This window comes from uncultured Dysgonomonas sp. (assembly GCF_900079725.1).
In the GTDB taxonomy this organism is placed as follows: domain Bacteria; phylum Bacteroidota; class Bacteroidia; order Bacteroidales; family Dysgonomonadaceae; genus Dysgonomonas.
The window spans coordinates 4749975-4775646 of the sequence record NZ_LT599032.1; the positions used below are offsets into that span (position 1 = coordinate 4749975).

The 25672-nt window shown below is 37.9% G+C and carries 16 protein-coding genes; 14 read left to right on the plus strand and 2 right to left on the minus strand.

The genetic code is table 11. The features are described 5' to 3' along the window. The first annotated feature begins 596 nt into the window (after positions 1–596). The 8 genes from QZL88_RS19375 to QZL88_RS19410 all read left to right on the plus strand — a co-directional run bounded on the left by QZL88_RS19375 (position 597) and on the right by QZL88_RS19410 (position 11403). A complete protein-coding gene (locus QZL88_RS19375; RefSeq protein ID WP_296944185.1) occupies positions 597–785 on the plus strand; it encodes a hypothetical protein in 189 nt (62 codons plus the stop codon). 25 nt (positions 786–810) lie between these two features. Beyond that, positions 811–3156: a carboxypeptidase-like regulatory domain-containing protein gene (locus QZL88_RS19380; RefSeq protein ID WP_296944189.1), complete on the plus strand. Its 2346-nt coding sequence runs from the start codon at positions 811–813 to the stop codon at positions 3154–3156. A gap of 465 nt (positions 3157–3621) precedes the next feature. Beyond that, positions 3622–4305, plus strand: a complete 684-nt coding sequence (locus QZL88_RS19385; RefSeq protein ID WP_296944191.1) for a histidine kinase — start codon at positions 3622–3624, stop codon at positions 4303–4305. Next, complete coding sequence (locus QZL88_RS19390) at positions 4306–5379, plus strand: histidine kinase (RefSeq protein WP_296944193.1); 1074 nt, start codon at positions 4306–4308, stop codon at positions 5377–5379. 20 nt (positions 5380–5399) lie between these two features. Further along, positions 5400–6113 carry a LytTR family DNA-binding domain-containing protein gene (locus QZL88_RS19395; RefSeq protein ID WP_296944195.1) on the plus strand — a complete coding sequence of 238 codons (714 nt, stop codon included), beginning with the start codon at positions 5400–5402 and terminating at the stop codon, positions 6111–6113. 298 nt (positions 6114–6411) lie between these two features. Next, the gene (locus tag QZL88_RS19400) at positions 6412–8829 is read left to right on the plus strand and encodes a TonB-dependent receptor (protein ID WP_296944198.1); all 2418 of its coding nucleotides are present in this window, start codon (positions 6412–6414) and stop codon (positions 8827–8829) included. A gap of 34 nt (positions 8830–8863) precedes the next feature. Then, positions 8864–10087, plus strand: coding sequence for a DUF4374 domain-containing protein (locus tag QZL88_RS19405; RefSeq protein ID WP_296944200.1), 1224 nt, complete (start codon positions 8864–8866; stop codon positions 10085–10087). Between the two features lie 200 nt (positions 10088–10287). Beyond that, complete coding sequence (locus QZL88_RS19410; RefSeq protein ID WP_296944202.1) at positions 10288–11403, plus strand: DEAD/DEAH box helicase; 1116 nt, start codon at positions 10288–10290, stop codon at positions 11401–11403. A gap of 76 nt (positions 11404–11479) precedes the next feature. On the opposite strand, the gene QZL88_RS19415 is transcribed toward QZL88_RS19410, so the two are convergent. Next, the gene (locus QZL88_RS19415; protein ID WP_296944204.1) at positions 11480–13645 is read right to left on the minus strand and encodes a bifunctional alpha,alpha-trehalose-phosphate synthase (UDP-forming)/trehalose-phosphatase; all 2166 of its coding nucleotides are present in this window, start codon (positions 13643–13645) and stop codon (positions 11480–11482) included. A gap of 205 nt (positions 13646–13850) precedes the next feature. On the opposite strand from QZL88_RS19415, the gene QZL88_RS19420 reads away from it, so the two are divergent. The 3 genes from QZL88_RS19420 to QZL88_RS19430 all read left to right on the plus strand — a co-directional run bounded on the left by QZL88_RS19420 (position 13851) and on the right by QZL88_RS19430 (position 19460). Then, positions 13851–15644 carry a glycoside hydrolase family 15 protein gene (locus tag QZL88_RS19420; RefSeq protein WP_006797887.1) on the plus strand — a complete coding sequence of 598 codons (1794 nt, stop codon included), beginning with the start codon at positions 13851–13853 and terminating at the stop codon, positions 15642–15644. A gap of 259 nt (positions 15645–15903) precedes the next feature. Next, a complete protein-coding gene (locus QZL88_RS19425; RefSeq protein ID WP_296944207.1) occupies positions 15904–18285 on the plus strand; it encodes a TonB-dependent receptor in 2382 nt (793 codons plus the stop codon). Next, complete coding sequence (locus QZL88_RS19430; protein ID WP_296944210.1) at positions 18285–19460, plus strand: PepSY-associated TM helix domain-containing protein; 1176 nt, start codon at positions 18285–18287, stop codon at positions 19458–19460. Before QZL88_RS19425 ends, QZL88_RS19430 begins: the two co-directional genes overlap by 1 nt. Before the next feature lie 77 nt (positions 19461–19537). Here QZL88_RS19430 and QZL88_RS19435 read toward each other — a convergent pair whose 3' ends face one another. Then, positions 19538–20422, minus strand: coding sequence for a helix-turn-helix transcriptional regulator (locus QZL88_RS19435; protein WP_296944212.1), 885 nt, complete (start codon positions 20420–20422; stop codon positions 19538–19540). A 471-nt stretch (positions 20423–20893) separates the two neighbouring features. On the opposite strand from QZL88_RS19435, the gene QZL88_RS19440 reads away from it, so the two are divergent. The 3 genes from QZL88_RS19440 to QZL88_RS19450 are packed head-to-tail and all read left to right on the plus strand — an operon-like array spanning position 20894 to position 25672. After that, positions 20894–21349, plus strand: coding sequence for a MarR family transcriptional regulator (locus QZL88_RS19440; protein WP_296944215.1), 456 nt, complete (start codon positions 20894–20896; stop codon positions 21347–21349). Positions 21350–21353: 4 nt separating this feature from the next. Continuing rightward, a complete protein-coding gene (locus QZL88_RS19445) occupies positions 21354–22460 on the plus strand; it encodes an efflux RND transporter periplasmic adaptor subunit (protein WP_296944218.1) in 1107 nt (368 codons plus the stop codon). Positions 22461–22501: 41 nt separating this feature from the next. Further along, on the plus strand, positions 22502–25672 hold the full coding sequence (locus QZL88_RS19450; RefSeq protein WP_296944221.1) for an efflux RND transporter permease subunit: 3171 nt from the start codon (positions 22502–22504) through the stop codon (positions 25670–25672).

Genomic DNA, 25672 nt, shown 5'->3' on the forward strand with positions numbered 1-25672 from the left:
AACTGTTATGTAATAGTTATTACTTATGATTTGTACAATCTAGGGATCCTATCAAATGCATAACGTAAATTAAATTTTAAAACATTGTTTGTAACCGTTCATTAGAACAAAATAAGCTATTTTATATGTATTATCCAAACCATTTATTTGATTTTATATATGTTTAATCAGATTTTCGACTTTCCACGTCCAAAAGCTATTTTCAGCTGAAAAAATATTTACTTCTACCATATCTTGGGGCTCGGCTATTGGGTATTCCCATTTACTACATATTTTAAAGTGTGGGTAAGAATAGGAGGTAACCTTTTTAGCGAAATCTTTTTTAAGTATTGATCAGATAATGTTTGATGAAGTGTCGGTGAGTTAAAAGCTACTAATCTCGACTACTGATTCGCATTGATAAGAAGTGGTTGATGATTTATTATAGGCTGTTTTGTTCAATAAAGATTATGTGAAGTGTGCTTTCAAGGAAAGTATAAATGTCTTGGTATACTTAATTCTTCAGTTCGTATACAAGAAGGACTCTTTCATCTACCATTCAAATTCCGCCTTATATCAAACCCTACTTTCGTATCAGAATCAAAAACAAAACCATTATGAATAAGAAAGAAACAATAATCAAAATCTCAGAGATGTCCGGAGTTAACTTAACTGAGTGCGAAAAGGTACAGGACTCCTTTGAGGTGATTTTCAGTAATGAACTATCTCAGTCAGGCGGGGCAATAAATGCTTTTGATAAGATATACAAAGTGATGAGTTTCATCAAAAGTAAAAAAGATAACTAATAATAACTATATAAATCTAAGAGCTATGCATCTCAATTCAAAATCAATTATTACTATACTTATTTGTCTATTATATTCAGTTGGCATATCAGCCCAGACTAACGGGGTGCCAACCCAGACGATACGCGGTATTGTAACCGACAGGGCCTCGGGTGCCCCCCTGTCTTATGTTTCCATCGGGCTTCTTGACAAACCTGAAATTGGAGTTACAGCAGATGAAGATGGTAAGTTTGTCCTGAATAATGTACCTGTGGGCAGGCATACGGTGCAAGCTACATTTGTAGGGTATGAGCCGGGTATTTATCGTGAAATATTGATTACTTCGGCAAAAGAGGTTTATCTGGAGATACAAATGAAAGAGAATATAAAGGAACTGGATGAAGTTGTGGTTTATTCCCCCACCAATAAAACACTACCGCTTAACGAAATGGCTACTACAGGAGCCCGGATGCTTAGCGTAGAAGAAGCAAGTCGTTATGCCGGAGGAATGGATGATCCGGCACGTTTGGTTGGTTCTTTTGCCGGAGTGTCGCCGAGTGTATCGAACAATGGTATATCCATTCATGGGAATGCCCCGCATCTTTTGCAATGGCGTTTGGAAGAAGTCGAGATACCTAATCCAAATCATTTCGCAGATATTTCCACATTAGGAGGAGGTATATTATCCTCCTTGAGCAGTAATGTACTAGGCAACTCGGATTTCTTCACTGGTGCATTTCCTTCCGAATATAATAATGCCGTGTCGGGAGTATTTGATATGAAGCTGAGAAACGGAAATAACCGGAAATATGAAAATACATTCCAACTCGGGATATTGGGGATCGATTTTGCTTCAGAAGGTCCATTAAGTAAGAGGCATAATGCATCATATATTTTCAATTATCGCTATTCAACAACATCTCTTTTGGATTTAGGTGGAGATTTGGACTATCAGGATTTGAACTTTAAAGTAAATCTTCCAACAAAGAAAGTGGGTATATTTTCCGTCTGGGGAACAGGTTTAATTGATAAAATCGTAACAGATTTTGAGGAAGATCCTGGTAAATGGGAAAAAAATGATGATGCAAAAAAATCTACAGCGAAACAAAATATGGTCTCTGTCGGTATAAGCCATCGTTATTTCTTTGATAATAGTACCCAGTGGAAAACAACTTTAGCAGCGACTTACTTTAACCATGATGCATGGGAGGATATTTTTGATACAGGAATGAACCATACTCCATATATGAAAATGAAAAGAAGCAATACTAACCTTATTTTTACGACATCATTTAACCGTAAATTCAATAAGAAATTTACGAATAAGACTGGATTTACATTCACTAAAATGTTCTATGATATGAGTATGGATCTATCCCCTTTTATAGATAGGCCGATGGAGAATATCACAAAAGGGGAAGGCAATACTGAACTTATATCCGGATACAACAGCTCATCGCTGGCATTAAACGATAAGATTTTACTAAATTTGGGGGTGGATGCGCAGATACTTACTTTAAACAATAGCTGGACTATAGAGCCTCGTATCGGAATGAAATGGCAGACAGGTTTTAAATCGTCTTTTGCTCTAGCCTATGGGTTACATAGCCGTATGGAGAAGATGGATGTCTATTTTGCAAAAACAAATAAGACTGGAGATGAATTGGTTAATAAAAATCTGGATTTTACAAAATCTCACCATATCATGCTCACCTATAATTATAAAATATCTAATGACATGAACCTAAGAATAGAGCCTTATTTTCAACACCTATATGATGTCCCGGTTATGACCGACAGTTCATATTCTGTACTGAACAGAAATGAGTTTTATGTAAAAAATGCATTAGTGAACAAAGGTAAGGGGCGTAATGTCGGCGTAGATATCACATTGGAAAAGTACCTTATAAATGGGTTGTACTACATGATCACAGGTTCGGTCTTTAATTCTAAATATTGCGGTGGAGACGGAGTTTGGCACAATACGAAGTTTAACAGAGGTTTTATACTAAATACACTGATTGGTAAAGAATGGATGTTGGGAGGCAATAAACAAAATATACTAAGTGTTAATCTTAAATTTACACTTCAAGGTGGAGACCGTTATTCTCCTATTAATGAAGAAGCTACAATGAATCATCCGGATAAAGAAGTGCAATATGATGAAAATAAGGCCTTTTCTAAGCAATATTCTCCTATGTTTATTGCTAATGCGACAATTAGTTATAAAATCAATAAGAAAAAAATATCACACGAATTTGCCATAAAAACGATAAATCTGACAGAAGCCAAAGAGTATTATGGACATGAATATAACTATAAGACAGATGTAATAGAGAAAAAAAGTGGTTCTACTTCAATACCGAATATAAGTTATAAAATAAATTTTTAACTTCCGGTTTTAACAATGTGAGTGCTTGATTTTTTTAACTTAGCAGTATAGATGATCTTTTTTAATATGATGTTATATACAAATAGGAACAAATCTTCAGCTTTGTACAGATTTCTCATCGATCCTAAATTTCGGATATGGAGACACTTCATATTGATATTGAGCATTTCAATTATATCAATGAACCAAGCATTTAGTGTATTCGATTTCGGTGTAGTTAAAAACAGATCAGGTATATTTTTTCTTTGTATCATTTACATGATATCTTATTGTGCAGTTGGATACTTCAATTTATTTGTTTTAATTCCAAAATATTTTTTAAAGAAAAAGTATATTTCGTTCTTGACCTTTATGTTATTATCAATGGCTTCGTTGCTGATGGTCCAGTATAGTTTTGAATATCTCGCTTTATTATATTTAAGAACAGCCCCTGCACCGACTTCAATCTTCAACCCTGAGAATACAATGTTAATAGACATCTTGTCTACATTCATAACAATTACATTGTGTATTGCAGGGGCGTCTGTCAGTGTATTAATTAAACATTGGGTGATAGATAATCAACGCATTTCCCGTCTCGAAAAAGAACATATACAGTCGGAATTGGAACAACTGAAAGATCAGATAACACCTGATTTTTTATTTAAGATACTCAATCGTACAAGTGTTTTAGTAAAATCTGAACCGAAGAAAGCCAATGAAATGCTGATGAAATTGAGTATGATACTCCGTTATCAATTATACGACTGCGATAGAGATAAGGTTTTGTTGAATTCGGAAATAAATTTTATCCAGAATTATTTGAATTTACGACACTTGTTTTGTGATGACTTCATGTTCGAAGTTGTAATAGACGGAAATGTTAACAGGACATTCCTTCCCCCGCTTTTATTTATACCTTTTGTTCAAGATAGCATTAGTAATATATCAAAGGGGACAATTAATAATCTATTACAGGTTCGTTTTGAGGTAATTAATAATACTATTTACTTTTGGTGTAACAGTACTAATGAAGTATCAGTAAATAATCCTGATTTGTCAAATATCAGACAACGTCTGGATCTTTTATTCCCTGACAAATATTCTTTAAATATTATCGCCACCGGAAGCGAAAGTAGCATGATAAAACTAGAATTGAATTTAGAATAAATGAAGATATTCAAAATCACGAATGACATAGTGCCTGCACTTCTGGTAGATTCTCGTTTCAGAATTTGCAGGCATATATTATTATTCATTATCATATCGGTAATTACACTCAATTTTGTTTGGTATATACCTAAAGAGTATACAACTCATTTCAGCGTGTTCCAGGGTTGGATAATCTACATGCTGGTGTTTGCCTGTGCAATATATGCTAACTTATATATTTTTGTTCCTTATTTACTCTTGAAAAACAGGTTCCTATTATATCTGCTTTCGCTAATATTTATGGTATTCCTTACTTTATTTTGTATATTATTTGTGCAGCAATATTTTTTTAAAATAGACAACCTGGTGGAAACAGAAAATCAAGTGCTTTCTATTGATATACTTAATATTTCATCGGCAATAGTAGCTTTCGCTCTGTTATTTATGGGTACGACAGCATTTTATCTACTAAAAAATTGGATAATCTATAATAAGCATATAGATGAGCTGGAATCTGCCACTCTCGATTCTGAACTGAAAATACTCAAGAGTCAAATCAATCCGCATTTTTTGTTTAATATGCTTAATAATGCCAATATTATGGTGGATGAAGATCCCGATACGGCATCGGAAATACTAACAAAGCTAGAAGACATGTTACGTTACCAGATAGATGACAGTTCGAAAGATAAAGTGTCTCTGAGTGTTGATATCCAATTTCTTACACGATTTCTTGATTTGGAAAAAACACGTCGCGATTACTTTGATTATACAATATCGGAAGAAGGGGATATAGGTGCAATAGAAGTTCCGCCGTTATTATTTATCCCGTTTGTGGAAAATGCAGTGAAGCATAATTCGGATAGCGATAACGCTTCCTATGTGCATTTACACTTCAATGTAGATCATAACTATTTATACTTTATTTGTGAAAACTCAAAACCGAAGAAACCGGAGGAGAGGGCAGTCGGAGGATTGGGACTAATAAATATTCGCCGTCGCTTAGATCTTTTGTATGCTAAAAATTATACATTGGAAATAAACATTACAGACACAACATATACTGTAAACCTTCAACTGAATTTATTGTAAATATTAAAATTACACGGAATATGAAATGTATTATAGTCGATGATGAGCCGATAGCTCGCAAAGGAATGAAAAATCTGGTAGAGCAAGTCCCGCAACTGGAACTCCTGGATAGTTTCAATAGCGCTGAAGCTGCCTCTCTATTTTTGTTGAACAATCCGGTTGATTTGATTTTCCTTGATATACAGATGTCCGGAATTACCGGAATAGAATTTGCGAAGAATGTAAGTAAAAGTACATTAATTATTTTCACAACAGCCTATTCGGAATATGCGCTGGATAGTTATGAAGTCGAGGCCATTGATTACTTAGTTAAACCAATCGAGGGCGCGCGGTTCAGGAAAGCTGTTGATAAGGCTATTGCATATCACATACTATTAATTTCGGAAGAAAAGAAGAGTATGGAAAACGTTGAAGATGAATATATATTTGTGAAATCCGACAGGAAGTATTTTAAGGTAAATCTTTCGGATATTCTTTTTATAGAAGGATTGAAGGATTATGTAATCATCCAGCTTGACGGACAACGTATAATCACGAAACTTAACCTGAAGACTATGCATGAACTATTACCTAAAGCGATATTTCTGAGAGTGAACAGATCATATATCGTAAATATCAACAAAATTGACTCTTTTGATAATAACGATGTTTTCCTCAAAACATATGAAATTGCAATCGGAAATATTTACAGAGATTCTTTTTTTAACGATTTTATTTCAAAAAAGAGTAAGTAAAATTCCGTCAGAAGAATATTCAATGTAATAACTATTAATTAGTATAATATTTAGATAAATCCCCCAAATAGGTCTATTTTTTTTGATTGGAGTTAACTTATTATGAAATCAATGCTGGTGTTGTGACTTATTCATAATTAACACTCATACTATTTAGGTATTAAATTTACTATAAATACCTATTTATGGCGATTGTGCAGAGAGAGGCTGTATATTACTTTTACGCGTTCTAAAATGAGAGACAAGTTCTTTTAAGAATAATATTTGTACATAATTAAAACAGACTCTAAAAACGACAATGAGTAACAAACTGTCCGGAGCTAACCTTTTCTGCTCCTTGCTTTTATTGTTTTTGATAAGCAATACATTAAATATATCGGCCCAGCAATCAAAAAGTGGAACTATCATCGGACGTGTCGCGGACGCACAGAAAAAAGCTGCTTACTCAATAGCTGTATCAGTAGAAGGAACTTCTATTGGTGAATATACAGATGAGAAAGGAGAATTTAAGTTGGTCAATGTACCTTCAGGAAATCAAACTATTGTAGTATCTGGTGTGGGGGCTAAGACGACCAGAGTAAAGGTTTTGGTAGAGGTAAATAGAACAACCCGTATTCCTGATATCGAAATAGATAATTCTGTCGAATTAACAGAAGTGGCTATAGAAGGGAAAACCGAAGCCCGTCAGAAACAGGAGCAGGCTTATGCTATAACTGTGGTCGACCTGAAAAAATCGTACAATACTGTGGCTCCCTTGAGTAAGATGCTGAGTAATATCTCAAGTGTTCGTATCCGGGAAGATGGAGGTGTAGGATCTAACTACAATTTCAGTCTCAATGGTTTTTCAGGAAATCAAGTGAAATTCTTTTTGGATGGGGTTCCGATGGATAACTTCGGCTCATCATTCAATTTGAGTAATATCTCTGTGAATATGGCTGAGCGTATCGAGGTCTACAAAGGAGTTTTGCCTGTAAGCTTAGGCGCCGATGCCTTGGGTGGAGCGGTGAATATTATCAGTCGTAAAGATGCCAACTATCTGGACGCGTCATACTCTATCGGGTCATTTAATACGCACCGGATATCTCTGAATGGAGCTTATACTGACCTGAAAACAGGCTTTACTGTCCGCGCCAATACATTCTTCAATTACTCGGATAACGACTATAAGGTATTTGCACCTATTAAGGATTTGAGTAACGGAAAAACAATTGAAGAACGATGGGTGAAGCGTTTTCATGACGATTACCAGTCGATGGGAATAAAATTTGAAACAGGGATAACCAATAAATCATATGCTGATTATTTATTAGCAGGAGTAATACTTTCCAAGAACGATAAAGATGTACAAACCGGTGCTGTGATAGATGCTGTATATGGTGGTGTAAAATCGAAAAGTGAGTCGATGATACCGTCTATCCGCTACAAAAAGGATGATCTGTTTGTTGAAGGCTTATCCGCTTCATTCTATGGAGCATACAGTATGGTCAACTCATTAAGTATAGACACTCTGGCGCGCAACTATAATTGGCTGGGCGAATGGGAGCCTTCCGATACAAAGGGCGAACGGGGAACTAATTCCTATACCGATTCTAAAATAAGGAATAGGGAATGGGTAGCCAATGCCAATATCAGCTATATGATAGATAATCATCAGTCCGTTACGCTGAATCATGTGTTTTCTTCTTTAAATCGGAAAATTCATGACAAAGTGGATCCTGACAATGAATCGAACAAGATACCTCAAAAGTTGACGAAGAATATAACCGGTCTGGGCTGGCAGGTAAAATATGACAAATGGAATGCCAATGTCTTCACTAAACTATACAGTACAAACAGTTCTACTTATAAGATAGTGAATCAGTATATGACAGATGAAAGGCTTGATAAGGTAGATGATGATAAAACAAATGTTGGCTACGGAGCGGCATTTACTTATTTTATTTTACCCAAATTACAGGCTAAACTCTCTTATGAAAAGGCTTACCGCCTGCCGGAAAGTACCGAAATGTTTGGTGACGGACTTAATCAGTTGCGTAATCCCGATCTGAAACCGGAGAGTAGTAATAATGCGAATCTAGGTTTCATCTTCGAACAAAATCTAAAAGAACATACTATCTTCCTCGAAGGTAACTTTATATACAGGGATACAAAAGACTTTATATTAAAAGACCTGACAGAGGCTTCTGCCGTAACCGGTTATAAGAATATGGGAAAGGTGCTTACCAAAGGTATAGAGGGCGGAATAAAGTATCAATGGAAAAACCGCCTCCATGCAGGTGCTAATGTTACTTATCAGGACATAAAGGATAATCAGAAGTATGAAGAGAACACAGGTACTTATGTAGGAAACGGAAAATCCGAGAATCTCAATTATAAGCGCCGCCTGCCTAATATTCCGTATTTTTTCGGTCATGGAGATATAGGCGTGCAGTTTCAGAATATAGGGCTAAAAGATTCGGAGTTGTCATTAGACTATTCGATCAATTATGTATGGAAATATTATCTGTCTTTTCCCGGTCTTGGGGCAAAGTCGACCAAGGATGTGATCCCCGAACAGACTTCACATGATATTTCCCTGGGATATACTATGCAAAACGGACGTTATAGCGTTATGTTGGAGTGTACGAATTTCACGGATGAAAAATTATATGATAACTACAGATTGCAGAAGCCGGGTAGGGCATTTAATCTGAAATTCCGTTATTTCCTGAAATAAACTATACAATCAGATTTACTTAATGAAAACGAGGATGAAATATATAAATAAAATTACAGCATATATAATCGTAGGATGCATCGTCTTATTTACTTCGGCATGTGACGACGATGAATTTGGCACTGAAGAAATTCCTTTTGCTCCTTATGTCTTGAGTCTGGGTATTACATCCGGAGGGACAACCGCCTATTATCTTGTTACTGCAGAAGACCTTATGTCGGGGAACATCAATGCAGTAGGGAAAGGAATAGAGCAAAGCGGATTCCATGATTATGAGCAGGGTAACCAAACTATTTTTTGTGTAGGCGGTCTTGGTGTTACCAATACTACCGGAGTAGTGAGGGGAGGAGACGGCTACTTATTTGAAAAAGGTGAATTTACCTTCAATCAGTCTCTTGCTGCATTTACACAGATTGACAATAATAGTATGATGGGGGTAGAAATTCCCGGTAATGCTGAAGAAGGAAGTAATATAACGTTTTATAATGTTGATATTAACAGTGTTGCTATTACGAGCCGTAAGACTGCTTCGATAGCGCCCATATCACAATTCGAATGGCCGAGTATTACAGGACTGTGTATGACTGGTAATAAGATTTATATGACTTATTTCCATATGAATCCGAAGACCTATGAGACCAAATATACCGATACCACTTATGTTGCTGTATATTCTTATCCCGAAATGACCTTAGACAAGGTTATGAAAGATACGCGTACTGGCCCGGCCGGATCGTGGTATGCTCATAACGGTATATTCAAGGTAGAATCGGGTGACATGTACATCATGTCTAATTCTGCCATTGCCAACGGATATTCACAGAGCACGAAGAAAGCCGGATTCTTGCGTATACCGGAAGGTACGACAGAATTCGATGATTATTTCTTCGATTTCGAGACTAAGTCGGGAGGATTGAAACCAGCCCATGTAAAGTATATTGGCGAGGGTCTGGTATTTGCCGAGGTTAGTACTATCAATCCGCAGACTGCAAACGATAGATGGGGAGATAAATCGCTGGCATGCTATATAATAGATCTCAATAACCAGTCGTTTAAACAGATACCGGAAATCCCTGTGCATGATGGAGATGGAGGACGCCGTTTTTCTGTCTTGGTTGATGGCGGATACGTTTATTTCCCTGTAAAGATAAAGGATGAAGGCGTTTATATTTATCGTATTGATCCTAAAACGGCGACAGCGGAGCGGGGTGCTAAAGTATCTACTAATTTTGTTGGTGGTTTTTTCAAACTTAATTGAAATATTATTTAATTTTTTCTGATCCGGCAAGCCTGAGGTATTAGTGAATAAGTCAGGTTTATATTGCTAAATCGATTATTAGTCTTATCTTTGTGGCGCAAAAACAATTTTTGTGTTGGTTCTACCCTATAGTTATTTCCCCCACGATTTTGTAAATTATAAATTAAAGATGACTGCTAGAAGAGCAGACTGAATATTAGATGACATTTCAAGAATTAAATATCATAGAGCCGATATTAAGGGCTCTACAAGAAAAAGGATATACAAATCCTACTCCTATACAAGAAGATGCAATTCCCGTAGTTCTCAAAAATCAAGATATGCTTGGCCTGGCACAAACCGGAACGGGTAAAACGGCAGCATTCTCAATTCCGATTATACAACATTTGTATCAGAATAAAATAAGCGGCAGAAAAAGAGAAATAAGGGCATTGATTATCACCCCCACGCGTGAACTTGCAATTCAGATTAACGATTGCATCAAAGAATATACCCTGTATACAGGATTACGCCATTGTGTGATATTCGGCGGAGTGAAGCAAAAGGCTCAAACAGATGAACTGCATAAAGGAATTGATATCCTCGTTGCTACACCCGGACGATTACTGGACTTAATGAATCAGGGCTTTATTAGCCTGAATGCTATAACTCACTTTGTACTCGATGAAGCTGACCGTATGCTCGATATGGGTTTTATACATGATATAAAGCGTTTATTGCCCAAACTGCCAAAAGATAAGCAGACTTTATTTTTCTCGGCAACAATGCCTCCGGCCATAGCTGCACTTTCGCGTTCTATATTAAGAAATCCTGTAAGGGTGGAAGTTGCTCCGGTTTCGTCCGTAGTGGATGTGATCGAGCAAAGTGTTTACTTTGTAGAAAAGCAGGATAAGAAAGATTTGCTTATCAGTTTACTGAAAAAAGATAAGAAACAATCGGTTCTGGTATTTTCCCGTACGAAGCACGGAGCCGATAAGATAGCACGTTTGCTTTGTAAAGCGGGGATTGGCAGTGAAGCCATTCACGGGAACAAATCTCAGAATGCCCGTCAAAGAGCTTTGGCAAATTTCAAATCGCATAAGACCCGTGTACTTATTGCCACCGATATTGCTGCCCGCGGAATAGACGTCAATCAGTTAGAATTGGTTATCAATTACGATTTGCCGGATGTTCCTGAAACCTATGTGCACCGTATAGGACGTACAGGGAGGGCCGGTCATAGTGGTACGGCTCTTACATTTTGTGCTGAGGATGAGCGTCCGATGCTTAAAGATATTCAAAAGCTGACAGGTAAAGTATTGCCTGTAGCTATTTAAAATGGATTTCCGGACAGGAGTCCGAAGATAAAAAAAAGATCAGGGGGCGGATACTTAGATGTAGCCGGTCCTTTTTTTATTTCATCAGTTTATTCAAAAATAATACGGTTTGTTCTTGTGTCGGCAGGTTGTATAATGCTGCATTAGAACTCTGGCCAACTTTAATTGTTATCGCATCTTGCGGTAATGCCAGAAACATTTCTTCATCGGTGGTATCATCTCCTATAGCCATTATGAAATCGTAGCTTCCTTTCTCGATCAACCTTCTTGCCTCCGAACCTTTGCTGATATCTCCGTATTTTACTTCTACTATCTTATTTCCTTTCATTATCTGTAAATTGCGACGGGCGCAAGGGTTCAGTAAAGCATTAATGAGCTGGGTGACACGCAGGTCGGCAAGCCAGATGTCTACATTCCGGTAGTGCCACACCAGTGCCGTGTCTTTTACCTCCATTTTCGAACGTGGGGTCCTTTTTACAGTTTGTTTGATTATGTTTGGTATCTCCTCATCCCATTCTACTTTCTGGGCAGATTGATACCATACCCCGCCTTCTCGATAAAAGGCGCCATGTTCGGCAGCTAGTCCTATTGAGAGATGTCCAAGCCATTTATCGAGAGTTTGTTTGTCGCGTCCACTACTTATAACTACATGATTTCCCTGATAGGTACTTAATTCTTCCAATATTTTGAGCAAATCGGGTGTCGGATATGCTTGCATCGGCTCTTTTCTGAATGGCGATAATGTTCCGTCATAGTCAAGTATAATCAGCCTGTTTTGAGCTTTATCATATGCTTGTTTAATAATATCAAAGTTTGTTTTTTCAACTATCTTTTGTTGCAATGCGTCGTTTTTAGACTTTATGTCGGCCAGTTCTTCTATAAAATCCTTAGCCCATTGATTGACTGTTTGAGTAGATATGACTTCCTGCATAGATGCTATCGTTTCCAGCTGTTCATCCACAGGCATCTCCAAGGCTTGTACTATTGCATTCTCGATCTCTTTGGTATCTGTAGGGTTCACTATAATAGCATCTGACAATTCTATGGAAGCGCCTGCCATCTCACTCAGAATAAGAACGCCCGGCTCATTTCTTTTAGTCGCCAGGTATTCTTTGGCAACCAGGTTCATTCCATCCCGTAGCGGGGTCACCAGAGCTATGTCTGCTATATGATAAAGGGCAGCCAGTTCTTCGAAATTGAATGCCCGGTAAAAATAATAGACAGGAGTCCAGTCGATCGTTGAATGTTTCCCGTTGATTGCTCCCACTTTCATATCTATATCCTTCTTTAGTTCGGCATAAATATCCACATTGTCGCGGGAAGGGGCTACAATCATTACCAATGAAACTTTACCTGCATATTCAGGATGATTGTCCAGAAACTCTTCAAAGCTTTTGAGACGGATCATAATTCCCTTACTGTAGTCTAATCTGTCTACAGATAGGATTAGTTTGCCTGTGCCGAAGCTCGCCCTGAGCTCTTCTGCATTTTTGTTTATATCGGGATTCAATAGAGCATTGTGGAACATATCATAGTTGATACCCATTGGGAAAGCATCCACATCTACTACACGCCTGTCCATTTGTATTTCATCCAGATTACAATCCAGTTTCAATACCCGGTAAACAGCACTTATGAAGTGACGCATGTAACTGTGAGTATGGAACGCCACTAAATCTGCGCCTAATAGTCCGTTCAGTATTTCAGCTCTTTCGGGTAAACCACGAAACAGTTCGTAAGAGGGGAAAGGAATATGATGAAAATACCCGATGCTGATATCGGATACTTTATCCCGTATCATTTTGGGCAATAACATCAACTGATAATCCTGTATCCATACAATATCTCCAGGTTCTATAATATTCAGAGCTGCTTCACAAAATAAATTATTGACCTCTTTGTAAGCTTCCCAGTATTTGTTTTCGTAGTGCATATAGTTGGAGAAATAATGACAGAGCGGCCAAAGTACACTATTGCTGTATCCTTCGTAGTAGTTTTCTATTTGTTCCGGGGATAAATAGACCGGATGAAAGTTTTGCCCTTCTAGCTGGTTATCTATAATTTCTTTTTCTTTACAATCATCGAGGTACATTCCCGGCCAGCCGATCCAGTGTTTTTCCATCTTCATATTCAAAGAATCGAGGCCTGTAGACAATCCTCCCGGACTGGATATTACTTTATATATGTTATTTTTTTCAACTATTTTGAGTGGTAACCTGTTAGATATAATAATAAGCTTCATCTTTTTGATTTTTAATAATTAAAAGTTGCTGGAGTATCCGGAGATATTCCTGACAATGTATTTCTTCCGGAACAAGGGAAGAAATAGTAATAGCAAAAATGTGAATTAATACTAATTAGAACAGAAAAATAACGTATTTGGTTCAAACAAGGGCTATATTGTATCATAAAGAACGGCATAAACACTGAACAAAAAAAATAAAAACATGAATAATCTGAATTACGGAGTTATAGGAAATTGTAAATCGGCGGCATTAGTATCTGAAAACGGAAGCATAGATTGGTTATGCGTACCTAATTTTGATTCACCATCGGTATTTTCTAAAATTCTGGATGAAAAATCGGGAGGAAGTCTAGCTTTCATTGTATCAGAAGATTATAAATGTTCCCAGCAATATCTGAGAGGAACTAATATTCTTTGTACAAGATTCGTCTCCGAAGAAGGAAGTTTCGAAGTACTTGATTTCATGCCCAGGTACAGGACTATGCAAATGGATTACTTTTTTCCTGCTGAGGTTTACCGTTATATCCGCTTAATTGGAGGCAAGCCGCGTTTCCGAGTCAAATATGAACCTGTAATGAATTATGCAAAAGAAACAGCCGTTCATCGTAAATTTGAGGATTGCATAAAAACATCTTCATGCGAGAATGTAAAGGATAATATGTATCTGTATTCGAGTATTGATTTTGATACGATACTTAATGAAGAAGAAATGATACTCGAAAAAGAGGAGTTTCTGATGTTATCATACAGTCAAAAACTTGTCTCCATAGATATCGACCGGGTTTATCTCGAATACCAGCGGACCAAAGTCTACTGGCTCAACTGGAATAGCCGGTCCCGTAAATTTGTTCAGTACAATGATGTTATATCCCGTAGTTTATTGATATTGAAATTGATGTCTACTCAGGATTCAGGGGCGGTAATCGCCGCTCTGACGACCAGTATGCCCGAAACGATTGGTGAGGTGCGCAACTGGGACTATCGCTTTTGTTGGATAAGGGATGCTTCCATGTCGATAGAAACCTTGCTGAAAATGGGACATCAGGCTTCCGCAAAGCGATTTATGGGATTCATAAAAAGAATATTGAAATCCAAATCTGATTCTTTCCAGATTATGTACGCGATAGATGGCAACCGCATTCTCCGGGAAGAAATACTGGAGCATTTGTCAGGATATGAGAATTCTCAGCCTGTAAGGATAGGAAATGCGGCTTATAATCAGCGGCAAAACGATTCGTTAGGATATCTTATGGATGTTATCTACAACTATTATATCCATTTTCCGGGTACTTTGGACGAAATTGAGGAGATGTGGGAAGTCGTGAAAACTATCGTTAAAACGGTAACTGTAGAATGGCGGAATACCGACCAGAGTATCTGGGAATTCCGGAATACGGAAAAGCATTTCGTGTTTTCGAAAGTAATGTGCTGGGTAGCACTGGATAGGGCTGTTAGTATTGCCACCTTCCTGAATATGCCTGAGTATGAGATGGAATGGAAAGAGCAGGCTGAGCTGATAAAAAACGATGTTTTAACAAATGGATGGAATGAAGATATACAGAGTTTTACGCAGGCTTACGATAATTGTGATGTAGATTCTTCTCTTTTGCTAATGGAACAGTACGGATTTATTGAACCGGATAATGAGAAATTTATCAAAACCGTGAAGAAAATAAAAGAAGAGCTTTTTCACAACGGGTTGATGTACCGTTATAAGAATAAGGACGATTTTGGTTTACCGTCTTCTTCTTTCACTATTTGTACATTCTGGCTGATACGTGCATTGTATGTTACAGGAGAGAAAGATGAAGCGTTGAAGATATTCAATGAATTACTTACATATTCAAATCACTTGGGTTTATTCAGTGAAGATTTGGATTTTGATACGAAGAGGCAGTTGGGTAATTTTCCACAGGCTTATTCGCATCTGGCATTAATAAACACGGCATTGTTGTTCTCAGATGAGCGTCCATTCTCTAAATTTGTCAGGGCGTGATTTATAATAATTGTATAAGAGATAATTTCGTATGCGATAAGATCAGGTCAATGTTCTTGCTGTTATTATATACGCTATTTTCTTTGTTATATATGTTATTGCCACATTTATCCCTTTAATTTAATTTTTCGTTTTTGGTATCACTATAATTTGGTATTAAATGGTATATATATAATTATATATGGTGATTGTATGGAATGTGTCATTATCGTAGGTTTGTGTCAATTTTATTTCACAAATTGACATTTTAAATTAAGCGATGAAAACTTTGCGATTTTGTTTCATGGTTATGCTATTTATAACCAGTATATCTATACATGCCCAGAATATCCGTTCTACTGTATCGGGCACAGTTGTATCTCCTGATAAGATACCCTTGGAGAATGTATCCGTTTCGATTGAAGGTACTCATTATGGGGCTTTAAGTGATGAGAATGGAAAATTCCGTTTCAGCGGGCCAATAGGCCAATATATGCTTGTTGTATCTTCATTGGATCATAAGCCGTATAAATCGGCCGTAAACCTAAAACGGGGAGAAAATACGTTCAATATTGTATTGACCGAAAAGGCGCATGAATTAACCGAAGTAGTTGTTGAAGCTGCGGTGAACAGATTCTCGAACAAGGAATCTGAATACATAGCCAGACTCCCGCTCAAAAATCTGGAAAATCCGCAGGTATATTCTGCAATTGGTAAGGACCTGATAAAAGAGCAGATAATTGTCAATTTTGATGATGCTCTTAAAAATAGCTCGGGAATTGATAAGCTCTGGTCCTCTACAGGACGCGGTGGCGATGGCGCTGCCTATTTCTCGTTAAGGGGATTTGCTGTTCAGCCCACAATGGTAAATGGTCTGGGCGGACAAACAAACGGAGGGTTGGACCCTGCCAATATAGAACGTATAGAAGTCTTGAAAGGGCCTTCGGGTACACTGTTTGGCAGTAGCTTGGTTTCTTTTGGCGGATTAATAAATATTGTAACCAAAAAGCCATTTGAGAATTTTGCCGGTGATATATCATATACTATGGGCAGCTACGGGCTAAGCCGTATAGCAGCCGATATAAATACACCGATAGACAAGGACAAGAAATTGTTGTTAAGGACAAGTGCGGCCTATCAGACAGAAAATAGTTTTCAGGATGCCGGTTTTAAAAAGTCTGTATTTCTTGCTCCGTCTTTGCTGTATAAAGCAAGCGATAGATTGTCATTCACCGTCAATACTGAATTTTATACTTCGGAAAGTACAAATCCATTGATGGTATTCCTTAACAGAAGCCGGGAATTGGAATATAAGACACCTGATGAATTGGGGATGGATTATAAACGTTCATTTACAAGTAATGACATAACAATAAAAACACCTACCACTAAGTTGTTTGGTATGATGGAATATAAATTATCTGATAAATGGACGTCGCAAACATCTGTTTCATACAGCAACCGTCAGTCGAAAGGTTTATACTCGTATGTGATGTTTCTCCAACCTCTTAGAGACGATACATTGAGCAGGTATGTCGGTTCGCAGAATACAACAGGAACAACAGTCGATATCCAGCAAAATTTTATAGGAGACTTCAAAATAGGAAATATGAGAAACCGCCTGGTGGTTGGATTCGATTATTTCAACAGTAAATCGAAGGGTAGTAGCAACTATATATTGTTTGATAAAATAAGTAGTACCGGAGCCGATCCAAACTATACAAATCTGAGTGAGGCTGCTGTAAATGCCAAGCTATCAGGGAGCACCCCATCCAAATCAAATTCGAACGCAAATACATATAGCGTGTATTTCTCTGATGTATTGAATGTTACCGACCGGCTTCTATTGATGGCGAGTTTACGGCTCGATTATTTTGACGACAAAGGTTATTATGATGTTAGTAGCGGGGAAACATCAGGCGATTACAATCAGACAGCTTTCTCTCCTAAGTTTGGGGCCGTTTATCAGATATTACCGGAAAAACTTTCTATTTTTGCCAACTATATGAATGGTTTTGAAAATGTGGGTTCTTCGGTTCAGCCGGACGGTTCAGTCCGTACGTTCAAACCAAAACAGGCAAACCAAATAGAGGGAGGTATTAAAACATCATTGTTTGATGGAAAACTGGTAGGTACAGCGAGTTATTATGATATATATGTGACTAATGTAACTCGTCCTGACCCCGATCAAGTCGGTTTTACGATTCAGAACGGAGATGTTTATAGCCGTGGTGTGGAATTTGATCTTACAGTTAATCCCATAGCTGGTCTTAGTATTATCGCCGGATACAGTTACAACGAAAGCGTAAACAAAAAGACAAGTCCATCTGTTGATGGTCGCAGGGAGATAAGCGCAGGCCCCAGAAATTTAGTAAACGGATGGGTAAGTTACACAATACAAAATGGTGCAGCTAAAGGCCTTGGATTCGGATTCGGTGGTAATTATGCCAGTGAGAATGCAATAACTAATACTGCAGAAACAGGCAGATTCGTTATCCCTGCATATACGATATTGAATGCCACCGCTTTTTATGCGACAGGTGCATTCCGTTTTGGTTTGAAGGTGGATAACCTGACCGATAAAAAATATTGGAAGGGCTGGAGCACTGTTGAACCTCAAAAATTAAGACAGGTAATCGGAAATATTTCATTTCACTTTTAATGAACACAAAACAAAAGAAAAGATTTTCATTCCGTAAGGTATGCCATTGGGCGCACCTTTGGCTTGGTTTAATATCCGGAATCATTGTTTTTATTATAGCCATCACCGGCTGCATTTATACATTTCAGGAAGAACTTCGTGGCATATTTCAGCCACAGCAATCTGTAGTAAAGGAAGATAAGCCGTTTTTGTCACCCCATCAGCTCAAAGAGAAGGCAGAGCCATATGTTTTCAAAATCCCCGGAGATAGTCTTAATACAATCTACGGAGTAAGTTACAATAAAGGAGACAAGCCCGTTACAGTGGCATATAACCATAGCGAAAAAGGATATACCCTTCTGCTGTTAAACCCTTATTCGGGTGAATATATTGGAGAACAAACTTATAGTGGCGACTTTTTCGGTTTTATTCTTTCCGGTCACCGCAATCTTTGGCTACCTTATGCAATAGGGCATCAGATAGTGGGCTGGGCAGTTGTTGTATTTGCAATAGTGACAATAACCGGAATTGTGCTGTGGATTCCCCGCAAATGGAAGAAAAAGGCTGTAAAGGCGGGATTGGCTATAAAGCGGAAAAGCAGATCATTTATGTTATTCTACGAATTACATAAAGTATTGGGGTTTTATACGGTTCTGTTCGCTCTTATTTTCGCTCTAACAGGGCTGACATGGAGTTTCAAATGGTATTCAAATGCATATTATAATGTAATCTCCGGAGGAGAAGAACTCAAAGAGTGGACTCCGGCTTTGTCCGATACTACTTTGTTATCCTCATTTTCAAATCCGGACGAAGTATTATGGGAACGTGTTAAGCAGGAGTATAAAATAGGTGAACAGGGTATATTTATCTTTGATTTCCCTATCGGGGAAACAGGAGCTTACCGTATTTGTTTCAATTCGGCTGATAATAATGAGACTTATTATAAACGGTATTTCCGCTTTTTTGACCGTAACTCATTGCAGGAACTTGAAGGTGGCGGTATATATGGCATAAGTTATGAGGAGTCTTCCAATGCCGATAAGTTTTACCGTATGACTTATGATATCCATGTCGGTGCAATCGGCGGTTTACCGGGCAAAATAATCATGTTTCTGGCAAGTTTTATCATTGCCAGTTTGCCTGTAACCGGTTTTATAATATGGCTTAAGAAAAAGAAGCCGAAAGTGGAAAAATAAATTGGAATAACCAGTATTAAATATATAAATGAGGCTGTTTGCATTGTAGCAGGCAGCCTTTGTTTTTATATTTGAAGTTAGCTTTCACGGTATTGCAATGGTGTCATTCCCGTATGTTTCTTGAAATAACGTCCGAAGAACGAAGGATTCGGGAAATTCAGTTCTTCCGATATTTGAAGAATAGTCATTGTTGATGTTTTCAGCATTGCTTTAATGGTCACAATGGTAAGTTCATTTATCCATTCCATAATTGACCTGCCACTTATTTCTTTAATAAGTTGCGATAAATATTTGGCCGACAAGCACATTTTGTCTGCGTAGAATTGAACTGTTCTTTCACTTTTTATATGAACCAATAGAAGTTTTCCTAATTGCTGATATATCTCTCCTTTACGTCCTGTTATAGAAACTCCCTTGCTTTCCGATTCAATATAGATATAGCACATCTCGGTCAAAAAAGAGGATAACAGGTTTTTTGCAAGTAATTCTCTATAAAGGTGATTATCCCTTTTATATTGTTTTATCATGAATGAATGGAATTCCAGCAAACCTCTGAATTGATCATCCCTCAATTGCAGAATAGGGTACAGAGATATTTTTTCTATGATATCCATATCACTTGGAACGTGTAAATCGTATGTAAAATCAATAGAGAAGAATAAGAACTCGAAAAGTGCATTTTCACTATGTTCCACAACTTCGAAAATACTACCGGGCAGGATGGTTAATAACATGTTCTGACCCACATCATATCCTTTTGTATTTATCTTTATCTTACCTTCACCTCTTATGCAAAGCACAAAGACAATTCCATCTACAACCGTGGGATGGTCGAAAGAGACTATCGTATTCTCTATCATACCGTCAGAAATGATATAATTCTTGATAATCGAATAGTTTATAGCCTCCGAGGCACTATCGATAGAGAGAGTTGCAAGCTTATTGATCCTTTCACTTTCCATATCGTGAATATTAATAGCTTAAGATAACAAATTAAGAAAATCTGTAGTAAATCACCAAATAAAACCTGCAAAATAGAACATTTATCAGGTTGTTTTGATCTTTAGAATATTTATTCAGGATACAATCTTTGTATTTTATCGTGAAGACTTCTTTATGCCCGGGTGTCTTTACGAAAATAATTTAACTTTTAATCCACAGACTTATTAATGTAGGTATTTATAATAAGTATCTGTATACTATCATAACTTATATTATAAATGAATTATTTTTCGTCATTTAGTCCAAAACCTGTAATATGGGACATTTATAGAGAAAAATGGGAATAAACTTATCATTCTATTTATCAGATATTTGTAAGGTAAAATGAATCAGGAACGAAGCTATAGCTGAAAATGAATCATATAGTTTCGGATACGATGTCTTCCATTGTAAGCAAACTTATAGTATAAAATATAACAATAAGTAGTAGTATGGAACAAGTACCTATCCCTAATGACTCTCTAGTCAAAGTAAACAATCTGATGTGGCAGGTTATTAAACAATTAACCAAAAGCAAGAAACAGATTCTGGAACAATTCGGATTGACATGTTCACAGTTTGAAATTCTGTCTGCTTTATTTCATGTCTCACGAACCAAAGAGGAAATCATACAAATCGATCTGGCTGAGAAAACTCAAATCGATCCCATGACAACTTCCACTATCTTAAGAAACCTCCAAAAGAAAGGTTTAATAACAAGAGTACGCAGCCTGATAAATACAAGGACTGTCATTGTTCAACTAACCGATAAAGGCGAAGTCCTTTACCTGAAAACTATGCATGAAGTAAACCTGAAAACCAAGCTAATCTATCAGAATGTCAATGAAAAACTTCTCATGTCGCAACTATTAATATTATCTGATAAATTAAATAAACTAAATTCTTAAAAGTATGAAATTAAGTAAGATTGTTTTAGGAACAGCAGTTTTTGTGTTGTTCAATTTGTCATCGTGTGGGAAAAAGCAAGAAGCGGAACAAACTGAAAAGCAAATGTATCCGACAATGATTGTGAATGAACAGAGTACAGAATTGTTATCTGTATATCCGGCTACCATAAAGGGAAAAGAAGATATTGATATTCGTCCGCGTATCGATGGTTTTATCGATGCTATTTATGTGGACGAGGGTTCTATCGTAAGAAAAGGGCAGCAACTTTTCAAGATAAATTCTCCACAGGCGGAGCAAGCACTCACAACTGCCGAAGCAAATATAAGAAGCGCCAAAGCGCAGGTGAATACTGCAAAAATAAATGTAGACCGTATGCGTCCACTTGCCGAAAAAGAAATTGTGGGTAATGTGCAGTTGCTGACAGCAGAAGATTCTTATCAGTCTGCGATAGCAGTTTTGGCACAAGCTGAAGCCGCATTGAAAAATGCACAGGCAACAATAAGCTGGACGAATGTTGCTAGTCCTGTAGACGGTATTGTAGGGGCTATCCCTTTTCGTCTGGGAAGTCTTGTAAATTCAGCCAATGTATTGACTACCGTGGCCAATACCAGTAATGTGTTTGCTTATTTTTCCCTGAATGAAAAAGAACTCGCTGTGTTTCTGAATACAATAGACGGTAAGACACAGGCAGAGAAGATAAAAAATATGCCAGAGGTTATCCTTACCCTTGCCGATGGAACTGTATATACGGAAAAAGGACGTGTGGAAACAATAACAGGCACAATAAATGTAACTACCGGTTCGGCAAATTTCAGAGCTGAATTCCCGAATAAGCAGGGTCTGCTGAGAAGCGGAACAAGCGGAAAAGTCTCTATTCCAAGAAGCATGGAAAATGTATTCTTGATTCCTCAGAAAGCTACATTTGCACAGCAAGATAAGATACTTGTATTCTCTGTTCAAGGAGATTCTGTGATGCAAAAGGTAATTTCGGTGATATCTACTCCGGATGGGAAAAATTATGCTGTGACCGGAGGATTAAGTAATGGAGAACGTATTGTTCTTGATGGAGTTGCAACATTAAGCAATGGAAAGAAAATCAGCTTTGAATAAACCGGATAGTCGATTATTAAAACAACTAAAAGAGAAAAACGATGCTAAAAACTTTTATAGAAAGACCCGTTTTGTCTACCGTAATATCGATTATTATAGTAGTGCTCGGTATTATAGGAATTTCAACCTTGCCGATTGAACAGTATCCGGATATAGCCCCTCCAACAGTAATGGTTTCGGCCACTTATCCCGGAGCAAATGCGGATGTGGTAATGAATAGTGTGGTAATACCCATCGAAGAACAAGTAAATGGGGTAGAAGGAATGACATATATGACTTCATCTGCCGCCAATAATGGTATGGCAATGACTTTTATATATTTCAAACAAGGTACAAACCCCGATATTGCAGCTGTTAATGTACAAAACCTTGTAGCACGTGCAACCCCGTTGTTGCCTCAGGAGGTAACTCAGATAGGGGTTACAGTGCAAAAACAGCAGAATAGTACAATATTGGGGATTGCATTGTCTACGGATAATGATGAATACGACGGAGAGTTTTTGCAGAACTATGCAAACATTAATATGCTGCCACAGATCAAACGTGTATATGGTGTCGGTGATGCGACCGTATATGGGTCTAAAGACTACTCGATGCGTATATGGCTAAAACCGGATGTAATGGCTTCTTACAAATTATCGGCACAGGAGGTAATTGCTGCTTTGCAAGACCAGAATATAGAAGCGGCACCCGGAGAGTTGGGGCAAAACAGTGACCAGTCGTTCCAATATACGCTAAAATACACAGGAAGATTGAAAACGGCAGAAGAGTTTGGCGATATAATCATCCGCTCAGAAGATGGACATATATTAAAAATAAAGGATATTGCAGACGTAAAGTTAGGGTCTCTTAACTATACTGTAAACTCTATGACGAACAAGACCGAAGAATCAGTATTTATAGCTATCAGCCAAACTGCAGGATCGAATGCCCAGGAGGTAATTAACGGGGTGAAAGCCGTTTTAAATGAAGCTGAGAAATCTTTCCCGGAAGGAGTGAAAATCAATTACCTGATGGATTCCAGTGAATTTTTGGATGCATCAATCGAAAAAGTGATTCATACACTTTTAGAAGCATTTATCCTGGTGTTTATTGTTGTGTTTATATTCTTACAGGATTTCAGGTCTACATTGATACCTGCCATTGCAGTTCCGGTGGCTATCATTGGTACATTCTTCTTCTTGCAGGTATTGGGCTTCTCTATCAATTTGCTTACATTGTTTGCATTGGTTCTGGCTATCGGTATAGTTGTCGATGATGCTATTGTGGTTGTTGAAGCAGTACATGCCCAACTGGAAGCTGGCGAGAAAGATCCTAAGCAAGCCACGCTAAAAGCAATGAAGGAAATAGCTCCGGCTATCGTATCCATTACATTGGTTATGTCGGCCGTATTTATACCTGTGAGCTTTATTGGCGGTACATCCGGTGTTTTCTTCAGGCAATTCGGGCTGACACTGGCTATCGCGATATTGATATCAGCAGTAAATGCATTGACATTAAGTCCTGCATTATGTGCTATGTTTTTAAGATCTCACGAAGAGGGGCATCAGAAGAAAGGATTTGTACAACGTTTCTTTACCAACTTTAATATTGCTTTTAATGCAGCAACACAGAAATATAAATCGTCATTGCAGTTTTTAGGAAAAAAGAATCATCGTTGGATAACAATCGGGATAATAGGCGTGTTCTCTGCTATTCTGGTACTGTTGATGAAACTTATACCTACAGGTTTTGTGCCACAAGAAGATAGTGGTGTCGTTGTAGGATTCGTCACATTACCGCCATCCGCATCACTAGAAAGATCGGACAGTGTGGTTAACAAAGTGGTAGATCTCGCAATGGAAATAGAAGGTGTGAAAACCGTAACCAATATTACCGGAGCAAATTTTATGAGTGGAATAGGAAGTTCGTATGGAACTGTCGTTATCAAGATGGATTCGTGGAATGACCGGAAATTATCGACTAATGAAGTTGCTGCGATGCTGACCGAAAAAACAAATAAAATGCAGGAGGCTACATTCTTCTTTATGGCTACACCTACATTACAGGGATTCGGTATCGGTGCCGGGGTAGAAATGCAGTTGCAGGATAGGATGGGGGATGACATTCATAAATTCTATGATATCACCACCAGTTATGTTGCAAAGTTAAATGCACGGGAAGAGGTGATGATGGCTATGACCAATTTCAATCCTAATTTCCCCCAAAAGCAGATTGAAGCCGATATGCCTAAAATAAAAGCCGCCGGATTGACACTAAATCAGGTGATGGGCACATTGCAGGCGTATATTGGAAGTTATTATGCTTCTAATTTTAACCTGTATGGCAAGCAATTCCGCGTGATGGTTCAGGCCAGCCCGGAATATCGGACTAAACTCGAAGATCTTAGTGGTATGTTTGTGCAAACAGCTAGTGGTGAAATGGCTCCTATCACCGAGTTTATTTCAGTGACAGATGTGACCGCCCCTCAGACATTAACCCGTTTTAATATGTTCCAGGCAATGGATGTTACTATTATCCCTAACATGCTCGACGGCTATAGTACAGGGGATGTTATCCGCATAGTAGAAGAAATGGCTCTTGATAAAACGGTACTGCCCGAAGGTTATAGCCATGAATATGCCGGTATGACCCGTGAAGAGGCAAACAGTAGTGATCAGACTATAATCATATTTGGTATTTGCTTGATATTCGTATATCTTTTACTTGCCGCACTTTATGAAAGTTATATTCTGCCACTGGCTGTATTGTTTTCATTGCCTATCGGATTGGCGGGAGTATTTATCTTCCTGATGATTTTTGGTGTATCGCAAGGTATTGTGAACAATATTTATGTGCAGATATCTATGGTCATGCTGATCGGTTTGCTAGCGAAGAATGCTATTCTTATTGTAGAATACGCCATACAGCGTCGTCAGCAAGGACAGAGTATTGTTGAGGCTGCCATTAATGGAGCTGTAGCCCGTTTGCGTCCAATCCTGATGACATCATTCGCCTTCATCTTTGGATTGATGCCGCTGGCATTTGCAACGGGGGCGGGTGCTGTAGGTAATGCTTCTATCGGTATCAGTGCGATTGGCGGAATGTTGATCGGAACAATAATCGGGGTCTTGGTTATCCCTACACTTTATATAGTGTTCCAAAGCCTGCAAGAACGCTTTAGTGGTAAAGACCCGAGAATAAGTAATACACAACAACTAACTGAAGAATAA